Raw genomic sequence first — 12,840 nt, forward strand, 5'->3', positions numbered from 1 at the left:
CCCTCTGCCCCCCCACCTCCCGAGGAGTCACCTCATGGGCCTTCCCGCACCCACTGTCACGTCCCTGCCGTCGGCCTCCGGCAGCCGCCCCCAGCACGGGCGGCGTGCCGACCGCGACACCTTCTGCGCCGCCATGTCCCATCTCCCCAGCGGCGTCAGCATCATCACGACGCAGAGTCCGGACGGTCCGCTGGGCTGCACCGTCAACTCCGTCATCTCGTTGTCCGTCCAGCCGCCCTCGCTGCTGGTGTCGCTCGCGAACACCAGCCGTACCCTGCTCCACGCCCTGCGCACCGGCGGCTTCGCCGTCAACGTCGTCTCCTGGCAGCAGCGGGAGCTCTACCGCCGGTTCGCCCAGGGAGACGCCCTGCGGCGCTTCGACGGCGTCGCCCACACCCTTCGTGACGGCCAGCCCGTCCTGACCCACACCTCCGCCGTGTTCACCTGCGCCGTCGAACGGTCCATCGAGGTGGGCGACCACACCCTCCTGGTGGGCGGCCCCATCGAGGCGTTCCGGGACGAGGAGGCCGACCCCGTGGTCCTCCACCGCCACCGCGCCCACCAGCTCGACCCGCAGGTCTGACGCGTCCGCAGCCGGTGACCCCGTCGACGACAGCGAAGGGCCGACCCCCGCCCCGGCGGAGCAGGCGGTGCAGCTGTACCGGCACGGGGGAGGTCCGCCGCGCCTCGCGCGCGAGAGCGACCGAGGATTGCCCCGTACGATCCGCAGCCCGCTCGCGGCGGCGAAGGCCGGCGCGCCCCCGGTGTTCTTCGAGGCTCCCCGGTACGCACGGTGCGGCATCCCGACCGTGCGACCGCCTCGTACGTGCGCCCGTTGCCACCGCCTCCTGCACGCTTCGTGCGTGCGCCCGTGGCCACCGCCTCCCGCGACTTCGTGGCGATCCGGTTCCAGCTGCCGCAGGTGTCGTCGAGGACGGCGGTGGTGCGCCGTTCGGGTCGCGGGGGTGACGTCTGCGTTGAGGCCCGTTCGCTATTCCCAGGTGACCTTCTGCGGCGAGTTCGTGTAGTTCCCGTCGATCAGGGCGACCCGGGACGCCTCGCCCGTGCCCTCCTCGGCGAGGTAGACGGCGCACCCCTCGACCGTGTCGCCCTTCCCGGCCTTCCTGTACGTCTCGGAGTCGGCGGGCAGGCATCTGTCGAAGCGGCGGGTCTTCGGTTTCATCGGATCCTGGAAGTCGAAGCTGGGCAGGACGCTCAGGCCGGTGAGGGAGGTCTCCCCGGCCAGGAGGCTCAGGCGCCAGGCCTCGTAGTCGCCGTCGGCCTCGGTCTTGGTGTAGGCGAAGCGGACGTAGTAGGGCGTCTTGCCGACGTACTGCTCCGTCTTGTCGAGAGCTTTCAGATCGGAGGCGTTGCCCTTCTCGATCCGGCGGACGGTGAAGGTCACCGTGCCGTCACCCTTGGCCGGCACGGTGGCCGGCTCACCCATGGCCAGCCGCTGCGTCTCGTCCTTCGAGGAGCATCCCGTCGAGGCCGTCAAGAAGACAGCCGTCAGTATCGCGGCTCCGTAACGGGCCGTCCGCAGGCGCATCGTTTCCCCCGTGGTCGCTGTGTCAGGCCGTCGGTTCGTCAGGCCCTGGCCGTGGTCGCCGGTCTCACGAACTGGCCCAGTGGAGCCACAAGTTGCCACATCCGGCCCCTCGGTGCCAAGGCCGTCCACCCCTCCCGCGGACCGCAAGCCGAAGCGGGTGCCTCAGGCCGACAGCCCGACAGCCCGAAGGTCCGAAGGTCCGAAGGCCCGCGAGGAAAATGCGGCTGCGGGGTTGTAGTTGCCGTTACGGCAGTTCCTACCGTCGTGACCAGGGCCGGAGAAACCGGCCCGGCGACACACACGTGCAGGAGTCGTAATGGACTGGCCGATCTCGGAGGTGGCCCGGATGTCGGGCGTAAGCGCCCGGACACTCCGTCACTACGACGAGACCGGCCTGCTGCGGCCGGCCCGGACCGGCGCGAACGGCTACCGCTACTACGGGGAACGCCAACTTCTGCTGCTGCAGCAGATCCTCGTGCTGCGGGCGCTGGGCGTGGGGCTGCCGGAGATCGGCCGGATCCTCGACGCCCAGGTCGACGAGGTGGAGGCCCTGCGGGGGCACCACCGGCGGCTGCTCGCGGAGCGCGATCGCCTCGACGCCCTGGCCGGCACTGTCTCCCGCACGATCGCCGAACTGGAACGGTCCAGGAAGGACGGCAGAACCATGAGCGCCATCAACCGACCGGAGAACCTCTTCGAGGGCGTCCAGCCCGCCCAGTACGAGGAGAGCCTGCGCGACTTCCCCGAGCTGGCCGAGGACGCCGAGCGGCGCACCTCGGCGATGAGTGAAGCCGAGATGGAGGCCGGGCAGCGCGAGCGCACCGCACAGATGATCCGGCTGGCCGAGTTGCTGACCGCCGGCACGCCGTATGACGCGGCCCCGGTCCAGGCAGAGGTCCACGCCCAGTACCGGGCAGTGTCCCAGCTCAGGACGCTCACCGCTGAGGAGTACCGCGCGATCGGGCGCTCCTGCGTGGAGAACGAGCAGTGGCGCGCCGCGTACGAGGCGATCACCCCGGGGCTGGCCGCGTACCAGCGGGATGCCATCGAGGCCTACGCCACCACCCGGCTGAGCTGAGAAACCGCGCACCTGTCCTTGGGGAACGGGCCGTCGAGGGCAGGTGCGCGCTCCCGCAGCACCACGCGGTAGGTATGCGCTGACGGACCCCGGCTGCTGCGGTCTCCACAAGGACCGGAAGGACTGGATGGCTCGATCAGGTGTGGCTCCTCCGGAGGGGGCATCGCGCCAGAGGGTGTCTTGCGCCTGCCTGCGTGCCCTCCCGCACCAAGACAACGGCGGTGGCTCTTCGGGGCTGCGGCATGTCACGGCTCACGGCGCGGGAGCGTTCGCGCGGGTGCGCGGACGTACCGGGCCGGGGGGATGGGCGCGGACTCAAGGAGCGGGACGGGCGTGCACGCTGACGGCATAGCCGCAGCCGTCCTCGTAGGGCTCGGCGTTCCAGGTGGCATAGCGCTGTTGCAGAGTGAGCCCGGCCTGGGTGCACCAGTGGTCGAACTCCGCCAGGGTCAGTGGCGGCTCCGGCAGGGGGAGGTGTGCGGCGTCCAGCCCCATGCCTGTGACCAGCAGACCGCCGGGACGCAGGGCGGAAACCAGCTGTCGGACGACAGTCGCTTCGGTGCCGGGGGCCAGCAGGGGGACGACGTTTCCGGCGGCGAGCACGAGGTCGAAGTCCGAGCCCAGACCGAGGCTGTCGAGGCGGGCCAGGTCGGCGAGGTGCCACTCCTGCGTGGGGGCCTCGCGACGGGCGACGGCGAGCATCGAGGAGTCGATGTCGACACCGGTGCAGTGGTGGCCCAGCTCGGTGAGCCGGATCGCGATCCGGCCGGTGCCGCAGCCGGCGTCGAGCACGCGCGCGCCGGGATTCAGCACGGCGGTGCAGAAGGCGGCCTCACCGTGGACGTCGTGACCCGCGTCGGCGAGCTGTGCGAAGCGCCGGGCGTAGCCCTCTCCGGCTTGTCCGGCGGTCAGTTCCGCCCACCGGTCACGTTGTTCGGACATGTTCGGCATCCATTTCTGTCCCACTCGCCCCGCCGGCGGACGGGAGCGAGAACGGCGCGGATCGTCCTGCCTATGATCACAGACGCGGCCTCCTCTGCTCTCTCCTCCTGCGCACCCCCGCTTCGGCCCGGTGTCGCAAGGGTGGGGCCCCGATGCTGGACCTCTCCCGGTCGGTACTGACGACAGCCGGCCTACGGATGCAGTGAGGTCGGCTCCGCGTCGCCTCGGCGCAGAACTGCTCTCCACGCTCAGGAGTCCGTCCGTTCGGTGGGAGCGGGGGCTGTATCCGGGACACCGAGGTCCATGGGGTACGACCCGGCAGAGGAGTGCCGTCGTCGCGCCCCTCCCAGATACGGGTGAGGCAGACACGGGGTGAGGTCATTTCCGTGCGATCTCGGTATTCGCGTACGGGGCGAACCCGCTGGCAACGCCCCGCCCCACCGCCGGAACGCTGCGCCTCGCCGAGGCCGGCACCACCCAGCCGGGGTCTCCGGACAGCAGCGACTTCATGCAGTGGATGACCGCTCCCTCCCTCTACCCGGCCCCCGCTCGACCAGGGCCTGACGGCTTGAACCGTCTCTACCGCTTGAACCGTCTCCACCGCGCCGACGGCGACGCCGAAGCGCCCCGGACGAGGCTGTTCCGATCAGGCGCAGGCCGAGGAATGGCGGTGACCGCTCCGGGCGTGCTGCCTCTTGCTGAATGTCACTTAATGACATAACGTCGTTTAGAGACATTCGCGAGAGAGGTGGCAGCACGCCGTGGCGGAGACGAAGCGGAACGCGGGAGGAATGAGTGACCAGCGGCGTGAGCGGCTGCGGCTGGAGATCTCGCGGGAAGCGGCGCGCCTGTTCTGGGAGCAGGGTGTGGCCGCCACCGGCGGCGACCAGATCGCCGAGGCGGTGGGCCTGTCCACGCGGACCATCTGGCGCCACTTCCGCAGCAAGGAGAGCTGCGCCGAGCCGATCGTCATGCAGGGCGTCGTCACCCTGTTGAGCGTGCTGCGCAGTTGGCCCCGCGAGAGTTCCCTGGAAGCTCACCTCACCGCCGAACTGACCCGGCTCCGGCACGAGGTGCCGCCCGTCAGCCTGGCCGACGAGATGCTCGCCATGCAGATGATCCGGCTCTCCGACACCGAACCCGCGCTCCGAACGGCCTGGCTGATGGCCTGCGACCAGACGGAACGCCAGCTGCGGACGATCATCGGCGGCCGTCTGAACCGTCCCGACGACGACCTCGACGTACGGGTGCACGCGGCGGCAGCCGCGGCGGTCATCCGGGTTCTGGAGGAGCACATCGGCGCGGCCGTCCTCTCCGACGCCGACCTCACGGAGTTCTCCGACGTGCCGGAGCTCGCCGGCCGGTTCGCCCAGGCGATTCGCACCGTCACCGGGGGAGTGGTCGGAGACCCCGTCGCCTGACGTCGCGGACACCTCGCCCGTCGCCTGACGCGGCGGCCCCCGCCGCCGGCTCCACAAGCCCCGTCGCCCATCGCCACAAGCTGCGCGGCACGGTTCCTCCGCCTTCGGGAGAGCGCGCATCGGCGAGCCCGCCGCCGCGCTCCCGGGGGAGCGCACATCGACCAACGGACCACGTATCCGACAAGGAGCGCTCATGCCCACTGTTCCGAACGACGAGCCGAACCGAGCCCAGAGCGACGAGCCGAATCAAGTCCAGAGCGACGCGCCGAACCGAGCCCAGAGCGACGCGCCGAAACAAGTCCAGAACGACGTCTCGAACCAGGCCCCGAGCGGCGTCCCGAATCCGGCCCCGAGCGTCCCGGACGACGTTCCCCTCATTGCCGTCGAGGACTTCTTCGCCTCTCCCGTCCGCGTCGCGGCCTCGATCTCGCCCGACGGCACCCGCATCGCCTACCTCGCCCCCTGGCGCGAGCGGCTCAACGTATGGGTGGAGAGCCTCGACGAGGGCGAGCCGGCGCGCTGCGTCACCGCCGACGCCAACCGCAGTGTGCACACCTTCCGCTGGACCGACGACGCCCGGTGGCTGCTGTACGCCCAGGACGGCGACGGCGACGAGAACTGGCACGTCTACCGCGTCGACCTGGACGATCCCGACGCCGACGCCTTCGACCTCACCCCCTACCCCGGGGCCACCGCCGTGGCCTGGGAGACCACGCCCGCCCGTCCGGGCAGGATGACCGTGCACCTGAACCACCGCAATCCCGCCGAGTTCGACCTCTGCGACGTCGACATCGCCACCGGCGAGTTGACGGTCGTCGCGCAGAACCCGGGCCAGTTCGCCGGACTCCTGCCGACACCGGACGGGAAGCTGTACGCCCAGACCTGGACGCCCGACGGAGAGATCGACTTCGCCGAGTGGGACCCGGAAACGGGAACGCTGCGCCCGGTGGCCACCTTCGACGGCGCCGAACACCCCGTGGGAATCAACCCGTTCCAGCCCACCCCGGACGGCACCGGCGTCTGGATCGCCTCCTACGGAGACACCGACCACCTGGGCGTCGCCCGGCTCGACCTGGCCACCGGCACGCAGACCCAGGTCGACCGTCACCCGGGCCTCGACCTCGACACCCGCTCCAGCGTCTTCCCCACCATGCCGGAACCGCTGATCCTCGACCGCCGTACCGGGGACCTCCTCGGTGTGCGCTACCTCGGTGAACGCCAGGTCGTCCACGCCCTGGACCCCCACTTCGCCGCAGTCCTGGAGAACCTGGAGAAGCTCTCCGAGGGCGAACTCGCCTCCGTCTCCAGCGACATGAGCGGCCGGCGCTGGGTCGTCAGCTTCAGCCACCCCCTCGACCCGGGCGTCACCTACTTCTACGACCACTCCACCGGCGAAAGCCGCTTCCTCTTCCGCCCCCTGCCGGGACTGGAGCCCGAGACCCTCGCCCCCGTGACCGCGGTCACGATCACCGCGCGGGACGGGCTGAGCCTCCCCTCGTACCTGACGCTGCCCCGCGGGGCCGAGCCGAGCGGGCTGCCCCTGGTCCTCCTGGTGCACGGCGGTCCCTGGCACCGCGACAGCCTGCGGTTCGACCCCACGGCCCAACTGCTCGCCAACCGCGGTTGCGCCGTGCTCCAGGTGAACTTCCGCGGCTCGACCGGATTCGGAAAGACCTTCCTCCAGGCAGGCGTCGGGGAGCTGGCGGGCAAGATGCACGACGACCTGATCGACGCCGTCGACTGGGCCGTCGCCGAGGGGTTCGCCGACCGCGACCGCGTCGGGATCTTCGGCGGCTCCTACGGCGGTTACGCCACCCTGGTCGGCGTCACCTTCACCCCGGACGTGTTCGCCGCCGCGATCGACTTCTGCGGCATCTCCAACCTCGTCACCTTCCTGCGGAACGTACCGGAGTTCGTCAAGCCGTCGCTGTACAACAACTGGTACCGCTACGCCGGGAACCCCGAGGACCCCGCGCAGGAGGCCGAACTGCTCGCCCGCTCGCCGATCAGCCGGGTCGACGCGATCCGCACGCCGCTGATGGTGATCCAGGGCGGCAACGACGTCCGCGTCACACAGGCCGAGTCCGACCAGATCGTCGAGGCGCTCCGCGGTCGCGGCGTCGCGGTCGAGTACATGGTCAAGGACAACGAGGGCCACGGCTTTGTGAACCCCGAGAACAACATCGACATGTACCACGCGGCCGACCGCTTTCTCGCCCGCCACCTGGGCACTCGCCGCGGTACGGACCAAGACGCACACGCAGGCGTCGGCGGGCGGTAGCCGGCATTGCGCAGCAGCGACAGTCAGCACATGCCGGACGCACCCCCACCACCACTCGGTGAGTTGATCCCGCCATGACCGAACCGATACGCCCCGTCGATCCCACGCCCCCGCGGTCCAGGCACACCGCCCTGGAACAGATGGGCGGCGCCACGGGCATGGTCTGCACGATGGTGCCGATCGTGGCCTTCGTGCTCGCCAACGCCTCCCTGGGCCTGACGCCCGCGATCTACACCGCCGTCGGCGTCGGCCTCGCCCTCGCCGTACTGCGACTGGTCCGCAAGGAACCCGTACAGCCCGCCCTGTCCGGCCTGTTCGGTGTCGCGGTCGCCTCCCTGGTCGCCTGGAAGACCGGCTCGGCCAAGGGCTTCTTCCTCCTGGGTATCTGGTCGAGCCTCGCGCTCGGAGCGGTCTTCCTCCTGTCCGTCCTGGTACGTCGGCCCCTGGCCGGAATCGTCTGGGGAGCGCTCAACAGCACCGGTACCGCCTGGCTCAAGGACAAGCCGTCGGTCCGCTACTACGACATCGCCACCCTCGCGCTCACCGGTGTGTTCGCGGCCAGGTTCGTCGTCCAGCAGTGGCTGTACGAGGAAGACTCCACGGGCTGGCTGGCCTTCGCGAGGATCGCCATGGGCTACCCGCTGCTCGCGCTGGCCCTCCTGGTGGTCGTGTGGGCCGCCCGTCAGTCGGGCCGGCGACTGGCGGCACAGGCGCATCAGCGGGCCTACGAGGAGGCCCAAGCGAAGGCCGGACATCAGGCCGACGAGCAGCCCGGCCCTTTGCCCGCCACCACCTGACCTTTCGAGAGCGCAACCCCCCGGAGGCCGGGAAGTGCGACCGGCACTGCCGCAGCATCTGTGCCTGCCCTGTCGGAATCCGGAGGGACGCGCACTGCTACGGTCGGGCGCTATGAGCTGGCTCCCGGACACCTTCGTCCACCCCGTCCTGGTACCGCTGCCGGGCAGTGGTCATCACCTGAGGCCGATCCGGGAGGCGGACACCGCGCTGGACTACCCGGCCGTGATGGCTTCGCGCGAGCGGCTGTGGACCCTCTTCGGCCCGGCCTGGGGCTGGCCCGCGGCCACCATGACCTATGAGGCCGACCAGGCCGACCTCGCGCGGCACGAGAAGGAGATAGCCGCACACCAGTCGTTCAACTACGCGTTGTTCGACGCGGCGGAGACAGCCCTGCTCGGCTGCGTCTACATCGACCCACCGGGGAGGGTCGGCGCGGACGGTGAGATCTCCTGGTGGGTGGTGGACGAGTTGGTGGACAGCGAGGTCGAGCACGCCCTCGATGAGCTGGTGCCGCAGTGGATCGCCGCCGACTGGCCGTTCGAGCAGCCGCGTTTCCTCGGCCGAGAGATCTCCTGGACGGACTGGCTCGCCCTGCCGGAGCACCCCGACGCGTAAGAGGTGCGCGACGGGTAAGAGGTGCGCGACGCGTAAGAGGTGCGCGACGGGTAAGAGGTGCGCGACACGTAAGAGGTGCGCGACGGGTAAGAGGTGCGTACAGAAGTGCTGCCCGCGGGTATGACGGTCGGCCCGGATGTTCGATGTTCCTTGGCCTGTTCGTGGGCAATGCGTGGGCAAGAGGAAGACTCGTCCGTGGACCCGACAGGGGCCTGGCCGCCTGGCGGGTGGCTGGCGGCGGGGAGCGAGCAGGGTGACCCCGCCCCCGGGCCTGCCCGGCGCGGGCTGGCCGCGCCGTCGGGTACGACCGCGGCCCTGCAAGCCTCCACCGCTCTCGTGAGGGCTCGCAGGGCCGTTGGGCAGAAGCTGTGTCAGGCGGCCTTCGCTGCTCGTGCCGCGTCGACGACCTCGCCGGCGGGGGGCGCGGTCACGTCGACCGGCTTGTTGTAGTCGCTGAAGGACGTGGTGGTGGTCCCTTTGGCGCCCTTTTCGTCGAGCTTGAGGATGTACGGGTCGCCCTCGGTGGCCACGTGGAGGGTGAGCGTTTCGCCCTTGTCGGTCTTCTTGTGCAGGACGGCGGTGTTCTTGCCCTGGACCTGGGCGTCCTTGCCGCGGGTCATGCCCTGGCGTTCGGACTTGTCGTTGTCCATGGCCGCCAGGAGCGAATCCTTGTCGCACCTGGCCTGGGCGGCCTTGGCCTCTGCCGCGGGGAGCTTGACCCACTTGTCCTTGAACGCGGCCACCTGCTTCTGCGCCTTGGCGCCGCCACCCTGCTGCTTGAGGGTGGCCGTCCAGTAGGCGGCATTGCCCTTGACGTAGGTGTCGGGGCCGATCCGCCGCATTTCCGCCTTCGCGTCCTGCATGGTGTTCGTGCCCTGGCAGCTGCCCTTGGTGTCCACGGCGTAATCGGCGGTCGAGGTCTGCGCGCCGGCGGCAGTCTCGGTGGACAGACGTAAGGACTGGGCCTTCTTGGTGGCGGCGATGGCCTTGTCGGCTATCTCATCGGCACTCTGCCCCTCGAATGCCTGCTTCTCCTGCGCCTGCCTCTCCTTGTCAGGGGCTTTGTCGTCGTTGGCGTCGGAGGAAGAGCCGGCACATCCCGTGACACCTGCCCCCAGGGCAGCGCACGCCATCACAGAGACCAGCATGTTCCGCTTGACCGCACGAGTCGCCTTGCGCTTCACGGTGTATCCCTTCACGAGCGAACAGGACCGCACCACTCCACCGACAGGCCCCAACCAGCGTGCCGCGCAACCGAGTTGAAGGCGCGTCGCACCCGAGGGTGAGGTGGTGCGTGGTGTTCAGCGCAGGTACCCGGAATGTGAAGACGAAACCAAGGTCGAGGTCCCGGTATGCGGCGGCGTGGACAACGCGTGAAGGTCGTGGCCGACGTCAGGAAGGCATCGCCGCGCGGCGAAACCACCTCCAGGGCGCGTCCAGCCCGACGACCGCGTCCCGGACGCGCGGTCAGCTCACGCAGGACCGCTTCCGTGTCGGGGCGAGCCGTGTGCCGTCTGCAAGATCATCGGGTCGGGCGGCCGCCTCCGTGGAAGCGTCATGGCAGAGGATCGGACGGCATGCTCGGCTCAACGAGATGCAGCGCAAACGGAGTTACGAGAAGGACGGTCGGCTCGGCAGCGTGGTCCAGGTCCCGTCCGGGCCGCAGGCGCGTTCAGCCGCGGGAGTCCTCAGCATGCGTGGGCTTGTGCAGTGCCCAGGACCGACCCGTGCAGCCCGTGGGCAGGGGCGGGAAGCGGTGCCCCCTCACATCGGTGCTCCAGTGGTGTTCGCCGTCGCAGTCGCACGCGTAGATACCGCTGGCGGGCACGATCTCACCGGGGTGCCAGGACGTCTTGTGCTCACTCATGACCTCTGTGTACGACATGGCCGCCCATGGCGCGACCCGACCAGCCACCGGCAAGCGAGGCGTCGCCACTCGCTGTCTCCCCCGTACGCCACCAGTGCCGTCGGCTACGCGTGGCGGATCCGGGTCGAGTGAGGACGTGCTGACTGTGGCGCTGCCCTCTCGGTGCCGCTCCACCTCGCCCGGTTTGTCGGTGCGGCCGACGCCTCAGCGCACGGTGCGGCCGACGCCGCAGTGCACGGCGTGGCTGCCCCGGGAATCCTGACCGGCTGTCACCCGCGTGCAACCGTACGGCCGCTCGCCCGGGTGCGGGTGGGGGAGTGGGGGCGTACGGTCGTGAGTGCGCGTTCCCGACAGGACGAAGCACCGGTGGCCCCGCGTCCCTTCGCACGTACGCGGGGCCACGTTTCGCTTCCCCGGCGTTCGTACCGTCCCCGCGCAGGTTCGTCCGCCCCGTTCCCTCAAGTGGTTTCCCTGGGCGAAGCACATCTGCCGACAGCGTCATCCGCCCCTCCCCCGAGCGTCGTTGCCTCGGGCGGGGCGTCTGCCGGCAACTTCAGCGGCCTCCGGGCTCCGTCGCGCCCGACCGGCCCCCGTCTGTAGCGGGCGTCCAGAAGTGTGCCTGACCCGGCCCCCTCGGTTGTTCTCTCCGCCCCGGTCGCACAGCCAAGTTCCCGGCCCGAGATCCGGCGGTGGGGACGTGGGATTGGCGGCCCTTGCGGCGCATTCGTTGCGCCTCGGCGCCATGGCGTGTGTGCGGCTCCTCGAATTCCCCGTATGCCCCGGTGCATGCGACGTCTGTTCGAGGGCAGGTGTGGCTTGAGGCCAGGCAGCACGGGGCAGCAGAGGTGGGGACGATGATGACGACAGCAGTACAGGACATGACGAGGGAACAGGGCGCCCGGCAGGCCGTGCTGCCGCAGATCCAGGACCCGGCGGCCGTGGCGCCGAAGAACGCCCGTGACCTGTCGCGTCTGTTCCTGGACCGGCTGAGCGTCCTGGAGGAGGGCACGCACGAGTACGCCTACGCCCGCAACACCCTCATCGAGATGAACCTCTCCCTCGTGAAGTTCGCCGCCCGCCGCTTCCGCAACCGCGGCTCGGGGGACATGGAGGACATCATCCAGGTCGGCACCATCGGCCTGATCAAGGCGATCGACCGGTTCGACCTGTCCCGCGAGGTCGAGTTCACCTCCTTCGCGATTCCCTACATCACCGGTGAGATCAAGCGGTTCTTCCGCGACACCACCTGGGCCGTGCACGTCCCGCGCCGCCTCCAGGAACTGCGCACCGAGCTCGCCAAGGCCAAGGAGCAGCTCGCGACCGTCCTGGACCGTGACCCGACCGTCGCCGAACTCGCGCAGCTCCTGGACCTTCCGGAGAAGGAGATCGTCGACGGGCTGGTGGCTTCCAACGGCTACACCGCGGGCTCCCTGGATCTCCCCGCGGACACGGGGGAGGGGCAGACGGGCAAGTCGGCGTCCTACGGCGACCTCATGGGCGACGTCGATCCGGACATGGAACTCTTCGAGGACCTGCACACCCTCGCCCCGCTGCTGGCGAAGCTCTCCGAGCGCGACCGCCGCATCCTGTCGATGCGGTTCGGTCAGGAGTACACCCAGGGTCAGATCGGCCAGGAACTCGGCATCTCGCAGATGCAGGTCTCCCGCCTGCTCACCCGCATCCTCGGCCAGCTCCGCGCCGGGATGCTCACCACGGCGTGAGCGACGCCCGTTGCCGGTGCCCCCGTGCGGTCCGGACGCGGGGTCACTGTTGCTCCGGCACTACCGGAGGGTGACCTTTCACGGTGTCGGCGGGCCCGTCGCCCGGGGTGGGGTCGCGGCAGGGAAGGCAGTCCCCCGGCTGGCGTCGGCCGACGTGGTGCCCGCACGGCGAAGTGCCCAACCCTGCGGTGATGGACCTATGCCGTCTCCTCGCCGCTCCGGGGGCGGCGCTCCGGGTTGTGGTTCTTCGGTAGCGCGGCCAGGCCCGGGGCGAGGGGCGTGAGGTTGAGGAGCGCCCACCGGCGGTGGCCGTCCGGGGCGGATTCCGTGCCGCAGTCCGTGGCGCCCTGGGGGGCGACGGCGTGCAGAAGTGAACCGTCGTCGGGACGTCCGGTGTGGGGAGCCGCTGCTGAGGACGAGCACCAGGGCGTGGTCCTGATGGTCGGTCAGGTGGAGGCTCAGGTGGGTGCCGTCGTCATCCACGGCCGCCGTCACGAAGAGCTTCACGACCGTGCGCACCGCTTCCTCGTCGAAGCGTTCGTACCCAGGCGCGGAGTGGCTCCTCCAG

11 protein-coding genes are annotated in these 12,840 nt (G+C 70.1%); 7 read left to right on the forward strand and 4 right to left on the reverse strand.

The features are described 5' to 3' along the window. Positions 1-34 precede the first annotated feature (34 nt). Positions 35-583 carry a flavin reductase family protein gene (locus ACQPZG_RS04050; protein ID WP_433544358.1) on the forward strand — a complete coding sequence of 183 codons (549 nt, stop codon included), beginning with the start codon at positions 35-37 and terminating at the stop codon, positions 581-583. 408 nt (positions 584-991) lie between these two features. Here ACQPZG_RS04050 and ACQPZG_RS04055 read toward each other — a convergent pair whose 3' ends face one another. Continuing rightward, complete coding sequence (locus tag ACQPZG_RS04055; protein WP_433544359.1) at positions 992-1,549, reverse strand: hypothetical protein; 558 nt, start codon at positions 1,547-1,549, stop codon at positions 992-994. A gap of 316 nt (positions 1,550-1,865) precedes the next feature. Between ACQPZG_RS04055 and ACQPZG_RS04060 the strand changes: the two genes are divergently transcribed. After that, positions 1,866-2,627: a MerR family transcriptional regulator gene (locus tag ACQPZG_RS04060; RefSeq protein WP_433544360.1), complete on the forward strand. Its 762-nt coding sequence runs from the start codon at positions 1,866-1,868 to the stop codon at positions 2,625-2,627. A gap of 315 nt (positions 2,628-2,942) precedes the next feature. Here ACQPZG_RS04060 and ACQPZG_RS04065 read toward each other — a convergent pair whose 3' ends face one another. Next, positions 2,943-3,569: a class I SAM-dependent methyltransferase gene (locus ACQPZG_RS04065; RefSeq protein WP_433544361.1), complete on the reverse strand. Its 627-nt coding sequence runs from the start codon at positions 3,567-3,569 to the stop codon at positions 2,943-2,945. A 791-nt stretch (positions 3,570-4,360) separates the two neighbouring features. Here ACQPZG_RS04065 and ACQPZG_RS04070 point away from each other — a divergent pair. The 4 genes from ACQPZG_RS04070 to ACQPZG_RS04085 all read left to right on the forward strand — a co-directional run bounded on the left by ACQPZG_RS04070 (position 4,361) and on the right by ACQPZG_RS04085 (position 8,684). Then, a complete protein-coding gene (locus tag ACQPZG_RS04070) occupies positions 4,361-4,990 on the forward strand; it encodes a TetR/AcrR family transcriptional regulator (RefSeq protein WP_433544362.1) in 630 nt (209 codons plus the stop codon). 193 nt (positions 4,991-5,183) lie between these two features. After that, positions 5,184-7,271, forward strand: a complete 2,088-nt coding sequence (locus ACQPZG_RS04075; protein ID WP_433544363.1) for a prolyl oligopeptidase family serine peptidase — start codon at positions 5,184-5,186, stop codon at positions 7,269-7,271. A 74-nt stretch (positions 7,272-7,345) separates the two neighbouring features. Then, entirely contained in the window at positions 7,346-8,068 is a 723-nt protein-coding gene (locus ACQPZG_RS04080) for a DUF3159 domain-containing protein (protein WP_433544364.1), read from the forward strand. 112 nt (positions 8,069-8,180) lie between these two features. Beyond that, positions 8,181-8,684: an N-acetyltransferase gene (locus ACQPZG_RS04085; RefSeq protein ID WP_433544365.1), complete on the forward strand. Its 504-nt coding sequence runs from the start codon at positions 8,181-8,183 to the stop codon at positions 8,682-8,684. Positions 8,685-9,055: 371 nt separating this feature from the next. On the opposite strand, the gene ACQPZG_RS04090 is transcribed toward ACQPZG_RS04085, so the two are convergent. Together ACQPZG_RS04090 and ACQPZG_RS04095 are read right to left on the reverse strand one after the other, a co-directional pair. Beyond that, complete coding sequence (locus ACQPZG_RS04090; protein WP_433544366.1) at positions 9,056-9,868, reverse strand: hypothetical protein; 813 nt, start codon at positions 9,866-9,868, stop codon at positions 9,056-9,058. A 488-nt stretch (positions 9,869-10,356) separates the two neighbouring features. Further along, entirely contained in the window at positions 10,357-10,551 is a 195-nt protein-coding gene (locus ACQPZG_RS04095; protein WP_433544367.1) for a hypothetical protein, read from the reverse strand. An 854-nt stretch (positions 10,552-11,405) separates the two neighbouring features. Between ACQPZG_RS04095 and ACQPZG_RS04100 the strand changes: the two genes are divergently transcribed. Next, a complete protein-coding gene (locus tag ACQPZG_RS04100; protein WP_433544368.1) occupies positions 11,406-12,272 on the forward strand; it encodes a SigB/SigF/SigG family RNA polymerase sigma factor in 867 nt (288 codons plus the stop codon). Positions 12,273-12,840 lie beyond the last annotated feature (568 nt).

The sequence above is a fragment of the Streptomyces sp. CA-294286 genome, from assembly GCF_050947155.1.
GTDB lineage: Bacteria > Actinomycetota > Actinomycetes > Streptomycetales > Streptomycetaceae > Streptomyces.

Bases quoted from the DNA above. Each gene is read 5' to 3' on its own strand.
- ACQPZG_RS04050 (WP_433544358.1), top strand. From the start codon at position 35: ATGGGCCTTCCCGCACCCACTGTCACGTCCCTGCCGTCGGCCTCCGGC.
- ACQPZG_RS04055 (WP_433544359.1), bottom strand. From the start codon at position 1,549: ATGCGCCTGCGGACGGCCCGTTACGGAGCCGCGATACTGACGGCTGTC.
- ACQPZG_RS04060 (WP_433544360.1), top strand. From the start codon at position 1,866: ATGGACTGGCCGATCTCGGAGGTGGCCCGGATGTCGGGCGTAAGCGCC.
- ACQPZG_RS04065 (WP_433544361.1), bottom strand. From the start codon at position 3,569: ATGTCCGAACAACGTGACCGGTGGGCGGAACTGACCGCCGGACAAGCC.
- ACQPZG_RS04070 (WP_433544362.1), top strand. From the start codon at position 4,361: ATGAGTGACCAGCGGCGTGAGCGGCTGCGGCTGGAGATCTCGCGGGAA.
- ACQPZG_RS04075 (WP_433544363.1), top strand. From the start codon at position 5,184: ATGCCCACTGTTCCGAACGACGAGCCGAACCGAGCCCAGAGCGACGAG.
- ACQPZG_RS04080 (WP_433544364.1), top strand. From the start codon at position 7,346: ATGACCGAACCGATACGCCCCGTCGATCCCACGCCCCCGCGGTCCAGG.
- ACQPZG_RS04085 (WP_433544365.1), top strand. From the start codon at position 8,181: ATGAGCTGGCTCCCGGACACCTTCGTCCACCCCGTCCTGGTACCGCTG.
- ACQPZG_RS04095 (WP_433544367.1), bottom strand. From the start codon at position 10,551: ATGAGTGAGCACAAGACGTCCTGGCACCCCGGTGAGATCGTGCCCGCC.
- ACQPZG_RS04100 (WP_433544368.1), top strand. From the start codon at position 11,406: ATGATGACGACAGCAGTACAGGACATGACGAGGGAACAGGGCGCCCGG.